General features: G+C 69.8%; 15 protein-coding genes. 8 read left to right on the forward strand and 7 right to left on the reverse strand.

Annotation, left to right across the window (positions count from 1 at the left end; genetic code table 11):
• Positions 1–2: 2 nt before the first annotated feature.
• Positions 3–533, reverse strand: a complete 531-nt coding sequence (abmR, locus tag K0O62_RS21465; protein ID WP_073858332.1) for an ATP-binding transcription factor AbmR — start codon at positions 531–533, stop codon at positions 3–5.
• A 67-nt stretch (positions 534–600) separates the two neighbouring features.
• On the reverse strand, positions 601–804 hold the full coding sequence (locus K0O62_RS21470; RefSeq protein ID WP_073858333.1) for a hypothetical protein: 204 nt from the start codon (positions 802–804) through the stop codon (positions 601–603).
• Between the two features lie 68 nt (positions 805–872).
• Between K0O62_RS21470 and K0O62_RS21475 the strand changes: the two genes are divergently transcribed.
• Positions 873–1,760 (forward strand): AIM24 family protein, encoded by an 888-nt coding sequence (locus K0O62_RS21475; RefSeq protein ID WP_073858334.1) that lies wholly within the window; start codon positions 873–875, stop codon positions 1,758–1,760.
• A gap of 3 nt (positions 1,761–1,763) precedes the next feature.
• Here K0O62_RS21475 and K0O62_RS21480 read toward each other — a convergent pair whose 3' ends face one another.
• Positions 1,764–2,396 carry a DUF305 domain-containing protein gene (locus tag K0O62_RS21480; protein WP_073858335.1) on the reverse strand — a complete coding sequence of 211 codons (633 nt, stop codon included), beginning with the start codon at positions 2,394–2,396 and terminating at the stop codon, positions 1,764–1,766.
• Positions 2,397–2,457: 61 nt separating this feature from the next.
• On the opposite strand from K0O62_RS21480, the gene K0O62_RS21485 reads away from it, so the two are divergent.
• Together K0O62_RS21485 and K0O62_RS21490 are read left to right on the forward strand one after the other, a co-directional pair.
• Complete coding sequence (locus K0O62_RS21485; RefSeq protein WP_073858336.1) at positions 2,458–2,667, forward strand: cation transporter; 210 nt, start codon at positions 2,458–2,460, stop codon at positions 2,665–2,667.
• Between the two features lie 201 nt (positions 2,668–2,868).
• On the forward strand, positions 2,869–5,121 hold the full coding sequence (locus K0O62_RS21490; RefSeq protein WP_073858337.1) for a heavy metal translocating P-type ATPase: 2,253 nt from the start codon (positions 2,869–2,871) through the stop codon (positions 5,119–5,121).
• Here the strand turns inward: K0O62_RS21490 and K0O62_RS21495 are convergent.
• Positions 5,078–6,193 (reverse strand): adenylate/guanylate cyclase domain-containing protein, encoded by a 1,116-nt coding sequence (locus K0O62_RS21495; protein WP_073858338.1) that lies wholly within the window; start codon positions 6,191–6,193, stop codon positions 5,078–5,080. The two genes, K0O62_RS21490 and K0O62_RS21495, sit on opposite strands and share 44 nt — an antisense overlap.
• Positions 6,194–6,230: 37 nt before the next feature.
• Here K0O62_RS21495 and K0O62_RS21500 point away from each other — a divergent pair, with 37 nt between their 5' ends.
• Positions 6,231–6,722, forward strand: a complete 492-nt coding sequence (locus K0O62_RS21500) for a DNA-deoxyinosine glycosylase (protein ID WP_073858339.1) — start codon at positions 6,231–6,233, stop codon at positions 6,720–6,722.
• Here K0O62_RS21500 and K0O62_RS21505 read toward each other — a convergent pair.
• Positions 6,719–7,000: a ribosomal protein L7/L12 gene (locus K0O62_RS21505; RefSeq protein WP_073858340.1), complete on the reverse strand. Its 282-nt coding sequence runs from the start codon at positions 6,998–7,000 to the stop codon at positions 6,719–6,721. The genes K0O62_RS21500 and K0O62_RS21505 overlap by 4 nt on opposite strands.
• Positions 7,001–7,040: 40 nt before the next feature.
• Between K0O62_RS21505 and K0O62_RS21510 the strand changes: the two genes are divergently transcribed.
• Complete coding sequence (locus K0O62_RS21510) at positions 7,041–7,478, forward strand: HIT family protein (RefSeq protein ID WP_073858341.1); 438 nt, start codon at positions 7,041–7,043, stop codon at positions 7,476–7,478.
• Between the two features lie 11 nt (positions 7,479–7,489).
• Entirely contained in the window at positions 7,490–7,939 is a 450-nt protein-coding gene (locus K0O62_RS21515) for a nitroreductase family deazaflavin-dependent oxidoreductase (RefSeq protein ID WP_079244775.1), read from the forward strand.
• Here the strand turns inward: K0O62_RS21515 and K0O62_RS21520 are convergent.
• Both K0O62_RS21520 and K0O62_RS21525 read right to left on the reverse strand, forming a co-directional pair.
• Positions 7,936–8,988, reverse strand: coding sequence for an LLM class flavin-dependent oxidoreductase (locus tag K0O62_RS21520; protein WP_073858343.1), 1,053 nt, complete (start codon positions 8,986–8,988; stop codon positions 7,936–7,938). The two genes, K0O62_RS21515 and K0O62_RS21520, sit on opposite strands and share 4 nt — an antisense overlap.
• A 68-nt stretch (positions 8,989–9,056) precedes the next feature.
• Positions 9,057–9,908, reverse strand: coding sequence for a uracil-DNA glycosylase (locus tag K0O62_RS21525; RefSeq protein WP_073858344.1), 852 nt, complete (start codon positions 9,906–9,908; stop codon positions 9,057–9,059).
• A gap of 76 nt (positions 9,909–9,984) precedes the next feature.
• Here K0O62_RS21525 and tap point away from each other — a divergent pair, with 76 nt between their 5' ends.
• Both tap and K0O62_RS21535 read left to right on the forward strand, forming a co-directional pair.
• On the forward strand, positions 9,985–11,208 hold the full coding sequence (gene tap / locus K0O62_RS21530; protein ID WP_073858345.1) for a multidrug efflux MFS transporter Tap: 1,224 nt from the start codon (positions 9,985–9,987) through the stop codon (positions 11,206–11,208).
• A gap of 56 nt (positions 11,209–11,264) precedes the next feature.
• On the forward strand, positions 11,265–13,844 hold the full coding sequence (locus K0O62_RS21535; RefSeq protein WP_327084766.1) for a helix-turn-helix transcriptional regulator: 2,580 nt from the start codon (positions 11,265–11,267) through the stop codon (positions 13,842–13,844).

The following is a 13,844-nucleotide window of genomic DNA, read 5'->3' on the forward strand; positions in this document are numbered from 1 at the left end:
AATCACTGGAGGTCGGGGCCGTCGGCGCGGACGTCGTCGACCGCGGTCATCGCCTCGCGCAGCCGGGACAGCCAGTCCTCGGTGTGCTGCCCGACCAGCTTGACCGACCAGGCCAGCGCGTCCGAGCGGGACCGGGCGACACCGGCGTCGACGAGGGTGTCGAGTACCTGTCGTTCCGGCTGTTTGAGTCTGGTCATCACCGGCACGGCGATATGGGTGAACAGGGTGCGTTCGGCGCCGGCCTGCACACCCCAGGACACCTTGCGGCCGAACCTGTCCTGAGCCTCGTCGGCGATGCGCATCCGCTCGCCGCGCGTCTCTTCGCGGAACTTCGCGACCCGACCCGAGGTCCGGGCCGCGCTCTCCTCTTCGGCGGCCTCGGGCAACTGCCCGATGACCGTGATCTCTTCGCGGTCGACCACGACGGTCGGATCGCCGGTGAACCAGGCGTCGGGCAGGCGCCCGGCGAACCAGTCGGCGATATCGGTGGCGGCGTCGTCTGTGCTGCGCCGCCCGTGCTGATGGCGTTTCATGATTACATGATTACACCGTTACAGGACCGTGCGGGCGCGTTCACGCACGGCGTAACCGACACCGCCGCTACTTCTTGCGGAGCAGGACCAGTCCACCGCCCAACACCAGGGCCACCAGCAGCAATCCCGCCCAGCCGGGGCCGGCCAGCCACCACACCGCGGCGAGGGCGATGATCCCGGGCGAAGCCAGGAACAACACCATGCCCGGATGCTGTTTGACCACGTCAAGCGCGCTCTTGGCCCGCACGCGGTCGATTTCGTCACCTGCCATAGGACCCAGGATGCCAGCCTATGGTGGTGCTGTCCGGGATGAATCGACGTCACAGTTGAGGAGCGCACGTGAGTGGTCAATGGTTGCGGGATCCCGAAGGGCGCTACGAGTACCGCTGGTACGACGGCCAGAACTGGACCGATCAGGTGTCCCACCAGGGCCAGATCGGCCAGGTACCGCTGAGCGGCGCGCCCGCCGGTGGACCCCAGTCCCATGACGCACCGCCCCACGCCCAGGCCTACGCCGCACCGCAGCCCGAAAACCCGGCGCCGGCCCCCGGTGACGGTTTCGCCGGGATCACCGGCGACCTCATCGACGGCCGATTCAGCGAGAAGGAATCCGCCGCGATCGCCAACCAGAACGAGAAGCTACTGCGGGTGCGCCTCGGCGAGCCGTTCATGGCGCGGCAGGGCTCCATGGTGGCCTATCAGGGCAATGTGGACTTCGCCTTCGAGGGCGGCGGCGCGGGCCGATTTCTGAAGAAGGCCTTCACCGGCGAAGGACTGCCGTTGATGCGCTGCCAGGGCCAGGGCGACGTCTTCCTGGCCGATCAGGCCAACTACGTGCACCTGTTGCACCTGAACAATTCCGGGCTGTCCATCAGCGGCAAGAACGTGCTCGCGTTCTCGGCGAGCCTGGACTGGAACATCGAGCGGGTCCGGGGCGGCAGCATCGCCACCGGCGGATTGTTCAACACCACGTTGCGGGGCAGCGGGTGGGTCGCGCTGACCACCGACGGCCCGCCGGTGGTGCTCAACGCCGCCGAGGCGCCGACCTACGCCGACACCAATGCGGTGGTGGCGTGGTCGGCGAACCTACAGACCCAGCTCAAGACCAGCTTCAAGGCCGGCGCCCTGATCGGGCGCGGGTCCGGCGAGGCGCTGCAGGTCGCCTTCCACGGTCACGGCTTCGTGATCGTGCAGCCCTCCGAAGGCGTCGCGGTCCCGGTCCAATAGCCGCTAGAGCGACTCCAGAATCTGCTTCATCTCGTCGATCTCGCGCTGCTGGCTGTCGATGATCGCGCGGGCCATGGCGATCGCCGGTTCGTGCTGACCATCGTCGATCTCGGTCTGCGCCATGGTGATCGCACCCTCATGATGACCGATCATCTGGGTCAGGAACAGCCGGGCGGCCTCGGGGCCCGGCGCCGACCGCAGCTTCTCGATATCGGCCGGCGCGACCATGCCTTCCATCGAGCCGTGGTCCATATCGGGCATGGGCGGGTTGCCCCAGCTGGTCAGCCAGCTTTGCATCTGCTCGATCTCGGGCGCCTGGGCCGCCTTGATCTCTTCGGCGAGCTTGCGAACCCGCGGGTCCACGTCCTGTTTGAGCAGCAGGATGTCCGACATCTCCACGGCCTGACGGTGGTGCGGGATCATGTGCTGCGCGAACATCACGTCCGCGCCATTGTGGGCGCCGTCGTGGGCGCCGTCGACCGGGCCGGGACTCGCTCCGCTGCCGCTGTGATGGCTGGTTCCGTGGTCATGGTCGGTGTGTCCGTCGTCGCTGGTCTCGGCGGACTGGTTGGTACAGCCCGCCGCGATCAGGGCGGCGACCGCCGCCGTCGCGACCATGATGGCCGGTTTGCGCATTGTGTCTCTCCTCGCACCCGTGGACGTTTACCCATACCCCCTACCGGTATATCATGGCGGTATGAGCATCGTTCTCAAGGTCCAAGGTATGAGTTGTGGGCACTGCGTGTCGACGATCACCGCCGCCGTCAGCCCACTGGCCGGTGTCAGCGGGGTCGAGGTCGACCTGGCCGCCGGGCAGGTCACGGTGGACGGCACCCCCGACAGCGCGGCCGTCACCGCGGTCATCGAAGACGCCGGTTACGACGTGAGTCCTGCGGTATCGGCCTGAGCGCACACCGCCCCGGCCCACATCTCATATTGAACGGGAGGCAAGCCATGAGCCCGCGCAGCCGACCGCAAGTGAGGATCGCAGCGAGGTACGAGCGAGGACCGGAACGAACGGGAGGCAAGCCATGAGCCCGCGCAGCCGACCGCAAGTGAGGATCGCAGCGAGGTACGAGCGAGGACCGGAACGAACGGGAGGCAAGCCATGAGCACCGTCACCCTCGATGTCGGCGGCATGACCTGCGCATCCTGCGCGGCGCGGATCGAGAAGCGGCTCAACCGCATCGACGGCGTGCAGGCCAGCGTGAACTTCGCCACCGAACAGGCCCGCGTCGACTTCCCCGACACCGTCTCCCCCGAGGAATTGGTGGCCGCGGTGGAGGCCACCGGGTACACCGCGGCACTGCCCGCGGAGGCCGCGTCCGACACCGCGCCCGAGGACGACGAACCCGACGAGTCCGCGCCGTGGCGCCAACGCCTGACGATCTCCGCGGCACTGTCCATCCCGGTTGTGCTGCTGTCGATGATCCCGGCGCTGCAGTTCAACAACTGGCAGTGGCTGGCGTTCACCCTGGCCTCCCCCGTGGTGGTGTGGGGCGCCTGGCCCTTCCACCGGGCCGCCTGGGCCAATCTGCGCCACGGTGCGGCGACGATGGACACCCTCATCTCGGTCGGCGTGATCGCCGCGTACGCCTGGTCGGTGTGGGCGCTGTTCTTCACCCACGCCGGCATGCCCGGCATGAAGATGCCCTTCGAGCTGATCTCCACCAGCTCCGAGCCGCACCTGTACCTGGAGGTGGCGGCGGCCGTCACCACCTTCCTGCTCGCCGGCCGCTACTTCGAGTCCCGCGCCAAACGCCAGTCCGGCGCCGCGCTGAAGGCGCTGCTGCACATGGGCGCCAAGGATGTCGCGGTACTGCGGAACGGGGCTGAAACACGAGTTCCGATAAGCCAACTCGCCATCGGCGACGTATTCGTGGTGCGCCCCGGCGAGAAGATCGCCACCGACGGGGTGGTCACCGCCGGCACCTCGGCCGTCGACACCTCGATGCTCACCGGTGAGCCGGTGCCCGTCGAGGTCGGCGAGGGTGACACCGTCGTCGGCGCGACGGTGAACGTGGGCGGTCGGCTCCAGGTGCGGGCCACCCACATCGGCGCCGACACCCAGCTGGCCCAGATGGCGCGGCTGGTCACCGAGGCACAGAGCGGCAAGGCCGAGGTGCAGCGGCTCGCCGACCGGGTGTCGGCGGTGTTCGTGCCCATCGTGATGGCGTTGTCGGTGCTGACCCTGCTGGGCTGGTTGTTCCTCGGGGACGGTTCGGTCGCCGCGGCGTTCACCGCCGCCGTCGCCGTCCTGATCATCGCCTGCCCGTGCGCACTCGGGCTCGCCACCCCGACCGCGCTGCTGGTCGGTACCGGCCGGGGCGCCCAGCTCGGCATCCTGATCAAGGGCCCGCAGGTGCTGGAATCCACCCGGCGGATCGACACCGTGGTGCTGGACAAGACCGGCACGGTGACCACCGGGCGGATGTCGGTGGTCGACGTGCACGTGGCCGGCGGTGAATCCCGCCCGGACATCGTCCGGCTGGTCGGCGCGCTGGAGCACGGCTCCGAACATCCGATCGCCCGCGCGATCGCCGGATACGCCGCCGCACAGGGATCGTTGCCGGAGGTCACCGACTTCCGTAATCACGGCGGGCTCGGCGTCGCCGGTATGGTCGACGGCCACCCGGTGGCCGCCGGACGGGTCGCCTGGTTGCGTGACGACTGGTCGCTGACGCCGCCCGAGGACCTACTCGCTGCCGCCGATGCGGCTGCCGCACAAGGACATACACCGATCTGGTTTGCCTCCGACGGTCAGATCCGCGCCGTCGTGGTGGTGGCCGACACCATCAAGGACACTGCCGCCGAAGCCATTTCGGGTTTCCGTGCGCTGGGCCTCACGCCGGTGCTGCTCACCGGTGACAACCGCCGCGCCGCCGAAACCGTGGCCGCCGTGCTGGGGATCGAGCGGGTGGTCGCCGATGTGCTGCCCGCAGGCAAGGTCGACGAGATCAAACGGCTGCAGGCCGACGGCCGGGTGGTCGCGATGGTCGGTGATGGCGTCAACGATGCCGCGGCACTCGCGCAGGCCGACCTGGGGTTGGCCATGGGCACCGGTACCGACGTCGCCATCGAGGCCTCCGACCTGACGCTGGTGCGCGGCGATCTGCGGGCGGCGGTCGACGCGATCCGGTTGTCACGCGCGACGTTGGGCACCATCAAGGGCAACCTGTTCTGGGCGTTCGCCTACAACGTCGCGGCACTTCCGCTGGCCGCGGCCGGGCTGCTCAATCCGCTGATCGCCGGCGCCGCGATGGCCTTCAGTTCGGTGTTCGTGGTGACCAACAGCCTTCGGCTGCGGCGGTTCTCGTCTACTGCGTCCGGCGGGCCCGGAACAGCTTCACCTCGTCCTTGATGCCCTTGAGTCGTTTGGCGCCGGCAAAGGACCATTCGACGCCGGTGTCTTCACCGACCTCCGCGCGCACCGTCTCGGTCACCAGCACCGCACCGGGCCGAGCCGCGCCGGTCACCCGGCTGGCCAGATTGACCGGGCTGCCGAACCAGTCACCGCCCCGGCTGACGGCCATCCCGGAGGCCAGGCCCACCCGCAACCGGGGGAAGTCCTCGTCCGCGGCGGCCGCGTCCAGCAAGGCCAGCGTTGCGGTCAACAACGGTTCGGCCTCCGGGCTGACCAGCATCACCGCGTCGCCGATCGATTTGATGAACCGGACCGGCGGGGCCACCACCTCGTGGGTGAGCTCGACGAGGTGATTGGCCAACCCCTCCAGTTCCTCGGGCGGCACCGCCTCCCCCAGCCTGGTGAAGCCCACCAGATCCGCGAACGCCACGCTGACCTGCCGGGCACCCGGCAGCGGCAGTCCCTCGGCGCGCTCCCCCGCGGTGACCGCCTCGGTCTCCATGGTGCGCCGCAACTCGAGGCGCAGCATGTCCTCGATCATCGGCCCGAGCAGTGGATTCACCCGTTGCAGAAGCGCTTCGGAGGAGGCCGCCACCTCCAGTTCGGTGACACCGGGCGCCATCACCGCCGACATCGAGGTGAACCGCATCGCCTCGGCGGTCTTGGCCAACCCGTCGGCCAGGGCGCGCACCACCATCACCAGGTTGTCCTCATCGATGCCAATCTCGACGAACTGCTGTGCGTACCTGGCGATCTCACCGTCGACCCGGAGGTGTACGGGCTCATCGGGATCATCCACCCGGGGCAGCCCGAGCACCCGCTGAATACGCTGCAGCAGAGCCAGATCGATTCCGGTGTTCGCGCTGATCTGCCGCGCCGAGACGTACTCGCCGTCATCGCCGAGGATGCGCCGCGACGCCAGCAACACCGGCGTATAGGACTCCCGGATCTGCTCGATGGTCACACCGTGTGCCAGCAGCCACGGGATGAGTTCGGCGCGCTCGGCTCTGGCCTGGCCCTCGAGCCCGTCGAGCAGCCCGGATGACTCGATGTCGAAGTCCGCACCCACCGGGCCAACCTATACCGGCGGCGGGCATCATCGATGTGTGACCGACCTTCTGCGCGGGCTGCCGCCGCTCATCGGGCCGGCGCCGCGCACGCTGATCCTGGGCAATATGCCCAGCGTGTTGTCGCTGGCCTCGGGGCAGTACTACGGCAATCCACGCAATGCGTTCTGGCGGATCGCCGCCGACATCCTGGGATTCGACCCGCAGGCCGCCTACGCCGACCGGGTCGAGGCGCTGACCGCGCACGGTCTGGCGGTCTGGGATGTGCTGGCGGCCTGCCGCCGGATTGGCAGCCTGGACTCCGCGGTGGAGCGGGACAGTATGGTGCCCAACGACTTCCGCGCCTTCCTGACCGAACACCGGCAGATCCGACTGGTGGTGTTCAACGGTGCCGCGGCCGAGACGAACTACCGGCGACTCGTCCGGGACGCGCCCTCGATCACGAGCGTCCGGCTGCCCTCGACCAGTCCGGCCCAGACCATGGCCTACGCCGACAAACTCGCGCACTGGCGCACGGCGTTGAGCGGTTAGGCCAGCCCGTCGACCACATCCTTGGCCTCGCGCAGGCCGAGGCCGGTCTCATCGCGCAGCAGCTTGATGGCCGCGATCTTGTCACCCCGGATCGCCAACTGCCGCACCAGATCGCTCACACCGGACTGCGGCTTCAGGATCTCCACCCCGGGCGCCTCGGTGAGCTCACCGGTCGGGCGCGGCCCGCTGCCGAGCGCCCGTTCCAGCGCAATGACCCGGCGCTCCAACTCCTGCACCCGCCGCCGCAGATCCTCGTCCGAGCCACCGAACAGTCCCATGACCGCACAGTAGAGGACCGGCAGCCGCTACCGTGGCCTGATGTCCTGCGTGTTCTGCGCGATCACCGCCGGTGACGCCCCCGCCATCCGTATCTACGAGGATGAGGATCTGCTGGCGATCCTCGACATCCGGCCGTTCACCCGCGGCCACACCCTGGTGTTGCCCAAACAGCACACGGTGGACCTGACCGACACCCCACCGGAGACGGTGGCCGCGATGGTCACCCTGGGGCAGCGCATCGCGCGGGCCGCCCGGATCTCCGGCCTGCACGCCGACGGCAACAACATCGCCATCAACGACGGCAAGGCCGCGTTTCAGAGCGTGTTCCACATCCATCTGCACGTGGTGCCCCGGCACAGCGGCGACAAGCTGTCCTTCGCCAAAGGCATGCTGGTGCGCCGCGACGCCGACCGCGAGGAATCCGGGCGCCTGCTCCGTGAGGCACTGGCGCAACTCGACGAAGCCACGCAGGATTGACCGGTATGAGCATGCCCCCGTGGGAGAAGTACATCGGACTGCCGTTGCTGCTGCTGCACGACAAGGTCTACAAGGCGACCGACGGACGGATCGGGCACACCATCCCGTTCGGTCCGCCGGCGCTGATCCTGCACACCGTCGGCGCCAAGACCGGCCTGGCCCGGGCGAACTCGCTGACCTATGCCCGCGACGGGAAGAACTACCTGGTGGTGGCCTCCAAGGGCGGTGAGCCCACCGCCCCGGGCTGGTACCACAACCTGAAGAAGAACCCGCAGGTGGAGATCAACGTCGGCCCCAGACGCTTTCCGGTGACCGCCAGGGCGGTGTTCCCCGACGACCCGGAGTTCCCGCGGCTGTGGGAGCTGGTGAACAACATGCGCGGCAACAAGGACCGCTACATCGGATACCAGAAGCGGACCACCCGGCCGATCCCGGTCATCGTGCTGACGCCCAACGACTAGAGCAGTTCCTTGGCCAGCAGTTCCAGCGTCTGATCCCGGCCCGGCGCACTGCGCGCGTCGGTGCCCCGGAACGCCGAGGCCACCGGTGAGACCATCACCTCGTCGACATCGAATTGCGCTGCCACCGAACGGATCTGATCGGCCGCCTGGGCCGGGTCGCCGACCACGGTGCGGGCCAGCCCGGAGTCCACGATGAGTTGTTCCTGAGCGGACAGGTCGGCGGCCTCGGCGTCCTCGACGAGGTCGAGCGGGCCCAGCGGGCGACCGGTCCGCAACCGGGCCATCATCTGCAGGTTCGGCAACAGCAACCGCAGCGCTTCTTCCCGGGTGCCGGCCACCGACGCGTTGATGGTCATGAAGGTGACCGGTTCGGCGGTGAGCGCACTGGGCCGGAACTCGCTGCGGTAGGTGGCCAGCGCCTCGGCGGTGCCCTGGCCGGAGAAGTGGTTGGCGAACACGTAGGGCAGCCCCTTGGCGGCGGCCAGGTGCGCGGAGTACATCGAGGATCCCAGCAGCCACAACCGGGGCTCGCCGACCGCGGCGGGGGTGGCCTTGAGGACGTAGTCCTGCTGGGCGAGCCTGCCGCCGGACAGGGCCACGTGCGCCCCGTCGGCACTCATCAGCGCGGCGACATGATCCAGATACTCCGGGAACCGCTCGATGTCCTCGTCGTTGTGGGCGCGGACCCCACGCAGCGCCATGGAGGTCACCGGGTCGGAGCCGGGCGCACGACCGATGCCCAGGTCGACCCGGCCCGGCGCGGCGGCCTCCAGCAGGGCGAACTGTTCGGCGACGGCCAGCGGCGCGTGGTTGGGCAGCATCACCCCGCCCGAGCCGAGGCGTACCCGGGAGGTCTGGGCGGCCAGGTAGGCCAGCAACACCGGTGGGCTGGTGGCCGCCACCGAGGCCATGTTGTGGTGCTCGGCCACCCAGTACCGGGTGTATCCGAGCCGGTCGGCGGTCTGCGCGAGGCGCACCGTGGCCGCCAGCGCATCCGAGGTGGTCTGGTCGGTACGGACCGGAACGAGGTCGAGGACAGAGAGGCGCACGACGGGAACAACGCCGGCTCCGGCGTGTTCGTTCCCTCGCGCCGCGATTTGCGCACACCTAGCGGCGCTCACCGCCGGTGGATGTGCGCAAATCCCGCGGCGGTGGTGAACACGTCATCGAGCATCGCCGGGGTGAGCCGGCCGGTGAACATGTTCTGCTGGCTGGGGTGATAGCAGCCCAGCAGGGTCAGCCGCGGGTCCAGCCGGTACTGCGCGGCGTGCCCGAACACCGGTCTGGGTTGCCCGACGAGCCGGTCGGCCAGCAGCCCGAGCACCACCTGCCAGGCGAACCCGCCGAGCGCCACGATCACCCGCACATGCGGGGACATCAGCCGCCATTCGGCCTGTAACCAAGGTGCGCAGGTGGCCCGCTCGGCGGGTGTCGGTTTGTTGGCGGGCGGGGCGCAACGTACCGGCGCGACGATGCGAACCCCCTTGGCGCGCAACCCATCCGCGGCGTCCACGCTCAGCGGCGAGTTGACCAGTCCGGCCCGGTGCAGGGCGGCGAACAGCTGGTCGCCGGACCGGTCCCCGGTGAACACCCGCCCGGTCCGGTTGGCCCCGTGCGCGGCGGGCGCCAACCCGACGATCAGCACCTTCGGCCGCCGCGCGCCCCAGCCGGCGATCGGCCGCCCCCAGTACGGTTCGGCGGCGAAGGCCCGCCGCTTGGTGACCGCAACCTCCTCTCGCCAGTCGACCAGCCGTGGGCAGGCGCGGCACACGCTGACCTCGGCGTCCAGGCCGGCGACGGTGTCCAGTCGACTCGCCAGCCCCGCCACCTCGTCGGCGTCGTGGGCCACCGGGGTGTCCGGCGTGGCCGGGTCCCCCGGCCATCCCGAGCCCGGCGGCACCGGCGAGGGAAACAGCCGTCCGGTCCTGGGGTGCGGCAGGCGGGCGGCGCCTCGCGGTTCCGAGTCCACCGATCCATCCTGCCGGGTTGGGTGAAATTCGCTCGCCGAGTGGCGGAATCCGCTGCTAGATTCGCCGCGACAGCCCATGAACACACGCAGCCGCGGTCCGGCGTTCCTGATTCTGTTCGCCGCACTGATGGCCGGTGCGGGCAACGGCATCTCGATCATCGCGTTCCCCTGGCTGGTGCTGCAACGCAACGGCTCCGCGATGGAGGCCTCGGTGGTGGCGATGGCCGGCACGCTGCCGCTGCTGGCCTCCACGGTGATCGCCGGCGCCGCGGTGGACTACATCGGACGACGCCGGGTGTCGATGATCTCCGACATGCTCTCGGCGCTGTCGGTGGCCGCCGTCCCGCTGACCGCGCTGGCCTTCGGCGCCGACGCCATCAATGTCGCGGTCCTGGCCACGCTGGCCGCATTCGGGGCGGCCTTCGACCCGGCCGGGATGACGGCCCGCGAGACGATGCTGCCCGAAGCCGCCAAACGTGCCGGCTGGACGCTGGATCACGCCAACAGCGTGTACGAGGCGGTGTTCAACCTGGCCTACATCGTCGGCCCCGGCATCGGCGGCGTGCTGATCGCCACCCTGGGCGGCGTGCAGACCATGTGGGTGACCGCGGCGGCCTTCGGTTGCTCCATCGCCGCGATCTCGGTGCTGCGGCTCGAGGGCGTCGGGAAACCCGACCGCAGCGAGCTCCCGGACCGGGTGTGGGCCGGGGTGGTCGAAGGCCTGCGGTTCGTGTGGAACCTCAGGGTGCTGCGCACGCTGGCGATCATCGACCTGTCCGTCACCGGCCTGTACATGCCGATGGAAGCCGTACTGTTCCCGAAGTACTTCACCGACCGCGACGAACCCGCCCAGTTGGGTTGGGTACTGATGGCGCTGTCGATCGGCGGGCTGATCGGGGCGCTGGGGTATGCGGTGACCGCCAGGTTCATCAAGCGGCGGACCACCATGCTGATCGCCGTCATCACCCTCGGCGCGGCGATGACGGTCATCGCATTCCTGCCGCCGCTACCGGTGATCCTGTCGCTTTCGGTGGTGGTCGGACTCGTCTACGGGCCGATCCAGCCGATCTACAACTACGTCATGCAGACCAATGCGCCGCAGCACCTGCGCGGCCGGGTGGTCGGGGTGATGGGCTCACTGGCGTATGCGGCCGGACCGCTGGGCCTGCTGCTGGCCGGGCCGCTGGCCGATTCCGCGGGGTTGCAGACCACCTTCCTGGCGCTGGCCGTCCCGATGCTGGTGCTGGGAATTACGGCGATCGGCCTGCCGTCGCTGCGCGATCTGGACCGTGACCGCTAGAACTCGGCATTTGGCCTGCGCACCGTCGCCCCCGCTCCTACCCTTTGGACGTGCGCGTGAGTTGGCCGCTCGTGGGGAGGGCGGCAGAGGTCCACACCCTGCGATCGGCGGTGTCGGCCCCGGGGCTGAGCGGGATCGTGGTGTCCGGGGTCGCCGGTATCGGCAAGAGCAGGGTCGTCCGGGAGGCCCTGGCCGGCGCGAACCCGCACTGGATCGTCGGGACGACCGCGGCGCGCGGTCTGCCGCTGGGCGCGTTCGCCGCCTGGGCCGACCATCTCGACGGCGACCGTCTGCAGCTGGTGCGCGGGGTGATCGACGCGATCACCGCCACCCCGACCGGCGGTCCGGCGTTCCTCGTCGTCGATGACGCCCAACTGCTCGATGACCTGTCGGCGTTCGTGCTGCACCAGATCGTGCAGCGCCGCGCGGCCCGGGTGGTCCTGACGGTGCGCGACGGTGACCCGGTCCCCGACAGCGTCCGTGAGATCTGGAAGGACCACACCTTCGACCGGCTGGACCTGCGGCCGCTGCGGGAGCAGGAATGCGCCGAGTTGCTCAGCGCGGCGCTGCAGGGACCCGTCGACGCCGACGCCGCCCACCGGCTCTGGCAGTTGACCCGCGGCAACGCCCTCTACCTGCGCAACATCGTCGAACAGGAACTGACCGACGGCCGGCTGCAGCAACACGACGGCGGCTGGCAGTGGGTGGGCCGGCCGGTGCTGCCGACCGGCCTGGTCGAACTCATCGAGTCGCGGTTCGGCGATCTGAGTCCCGCGGTCGGCGATGTGGTGGACGCGCTCGCCGTGGCCGAGCCGCTGGAACTGTCGATCCTGCAGCGGATCACCTCCATCGAGGCGGTCGAGGAGGCCAACGTGCGCGGGCTGATCACGCTGCAGGAGACCGGCCACGGGATCGAGGGACGCGTCTCGCATCCGCTCTACGGGGAGATGCGCCGGACCCGGACCCCGGTGGCCAGGCTGCGCAGGCTGCGCGGCCGGATCGCCACCGAACTGTCCGCCCTACCCAATGCCGACGACCTGCGGGTGTCGGTGCGTCGGGCCTCCCTGGGCATCGACTCCGATCTGGCACCGGACCCGGCGCTGCTGGTGCGGTCCGCGCAGGGCGCCACCCGACTGGCCGATCTGGCCCTGGCCGAGCGGTTGGCCACCGCCGCCGGCGCGGCGGGGGCGGGCCCGGAGGCCACCTACCTGCGGGCCCATGCGCTGTCCTGGTCGTTCCGCGGCCAGGAGGCCGAGGAGGTGCTCGCCGGGTTCGACACCACCGGGCTCAGCGACACCGAGCGCGCCCGGTTCGCCCATCTGCGCGCGAGCAACCTGTTGTGGGCGCTGGGCCGCCCGGCCGACGCCAAGAGCCACATCGACGACATTTCCGACGAGCTCGGACCCGAGGGACAGCATTGGCTCGACGCGTTCCTGACCGTCTACTGGTTCGCCATGGACCAGCCCACCGAAGCCGAAGCCTCCGCAAAACTTCTTTCGCTACACGACCTTCCGGAGTTCGTCGGGACCGAAGCCGCCTGGGCGCTGGCCACCGTCGCGGCGGAGGCCGGCCGCACCGCCCAGGCGCTGGAACTCACCGCGACGGGGTACCGGACGTCGACGCACGCCTTCGACACACCACACATCCGGTTCAATCTGGCCGACACCGAGGTGACGGCGTATGCCCTGGCCGGCTGCCTCGCCGATGCCGAACGGGTCACCGAGCGGGTCCGGCTGGAGGCCACCGATCTGCCCGGCGCGGCCCGGTGGCTGGCCACCGCGATCGCCGCCCGGGTAGCGCTGGCCCGGGGTGAAGCCGACTCCGCAGCAACCCTTTTCGATCAGATCGCGGCACCGATGGCCGATCACGCCAACGGCTGGGGGTTCCGGTACAACGTGGCCCGCGCGACGACGGCGGCGATGCGCGGGTGCACCGCCGAGGCGGCCGAGATCCTGGACAGCCTGGACGCCATCAAACGCCCGTTCCGGTCCCTGGACCACGAACGCAGCCTGGCCCGGGCCTGGGTATCGGCCGGCGAGGGTGCGGTCGGCGAGGCCATCGGGATCCTGGGCGAGACCGCCGCGAAGACCGCGGCCGACGGTCAGTACGCGGCCGAGGTGCTGTGCCGGCAGCTCGCCACGCAACTCGGCGACCGCACGCACGCGGACCGCTTGAGTGAGTTGGCCGACCTGGTGGAAGGCCCCCGGGCCACCCTGGCCGCCCGGTTCGCCGCCGCGCTGCGTGACCACGACGCGCACGAATTGAGTTCGCTGGCAGACGCATTCGAATCCATCGGTGATCGCGTCGCCGCAATGGACGCGTGTGCGCACGCCGCGATCGTCTACCGGCAGCAGGACCGGCGGGGATCGGCGCTGACCTGCTCCACCCGCGCGGACGCACTGGCCGCCGAGTGCGGCGTGATGACCCCGGCGGTGGATCAGGCCAGCGAACGCATCCCGCTCACCCCGCGCGAACGCGAGGTGGTGGCGCTGATCGAGTCGCCCAACCGGATCATCGCCGAACGGCTCAACCTGTCCACCCGCACGGTGGAGGGCCACATCTACCGAGCCATGGGTAAGACGGGCACCACCAGCCGGGAGGAACTGGCCCAACTGTTCAAGAGGCGGCGACCCTAG

It is taken from the genome of Mycolicibacterium diernhoferi (assembly GCF_019456655.1).
Lineage (GTDB): Bacteria > Actinomycetota > Actinomycetes > Mycobacteriales > Mycobacteriaceae > Mycobacterium > Mycobacterium diernhoferi.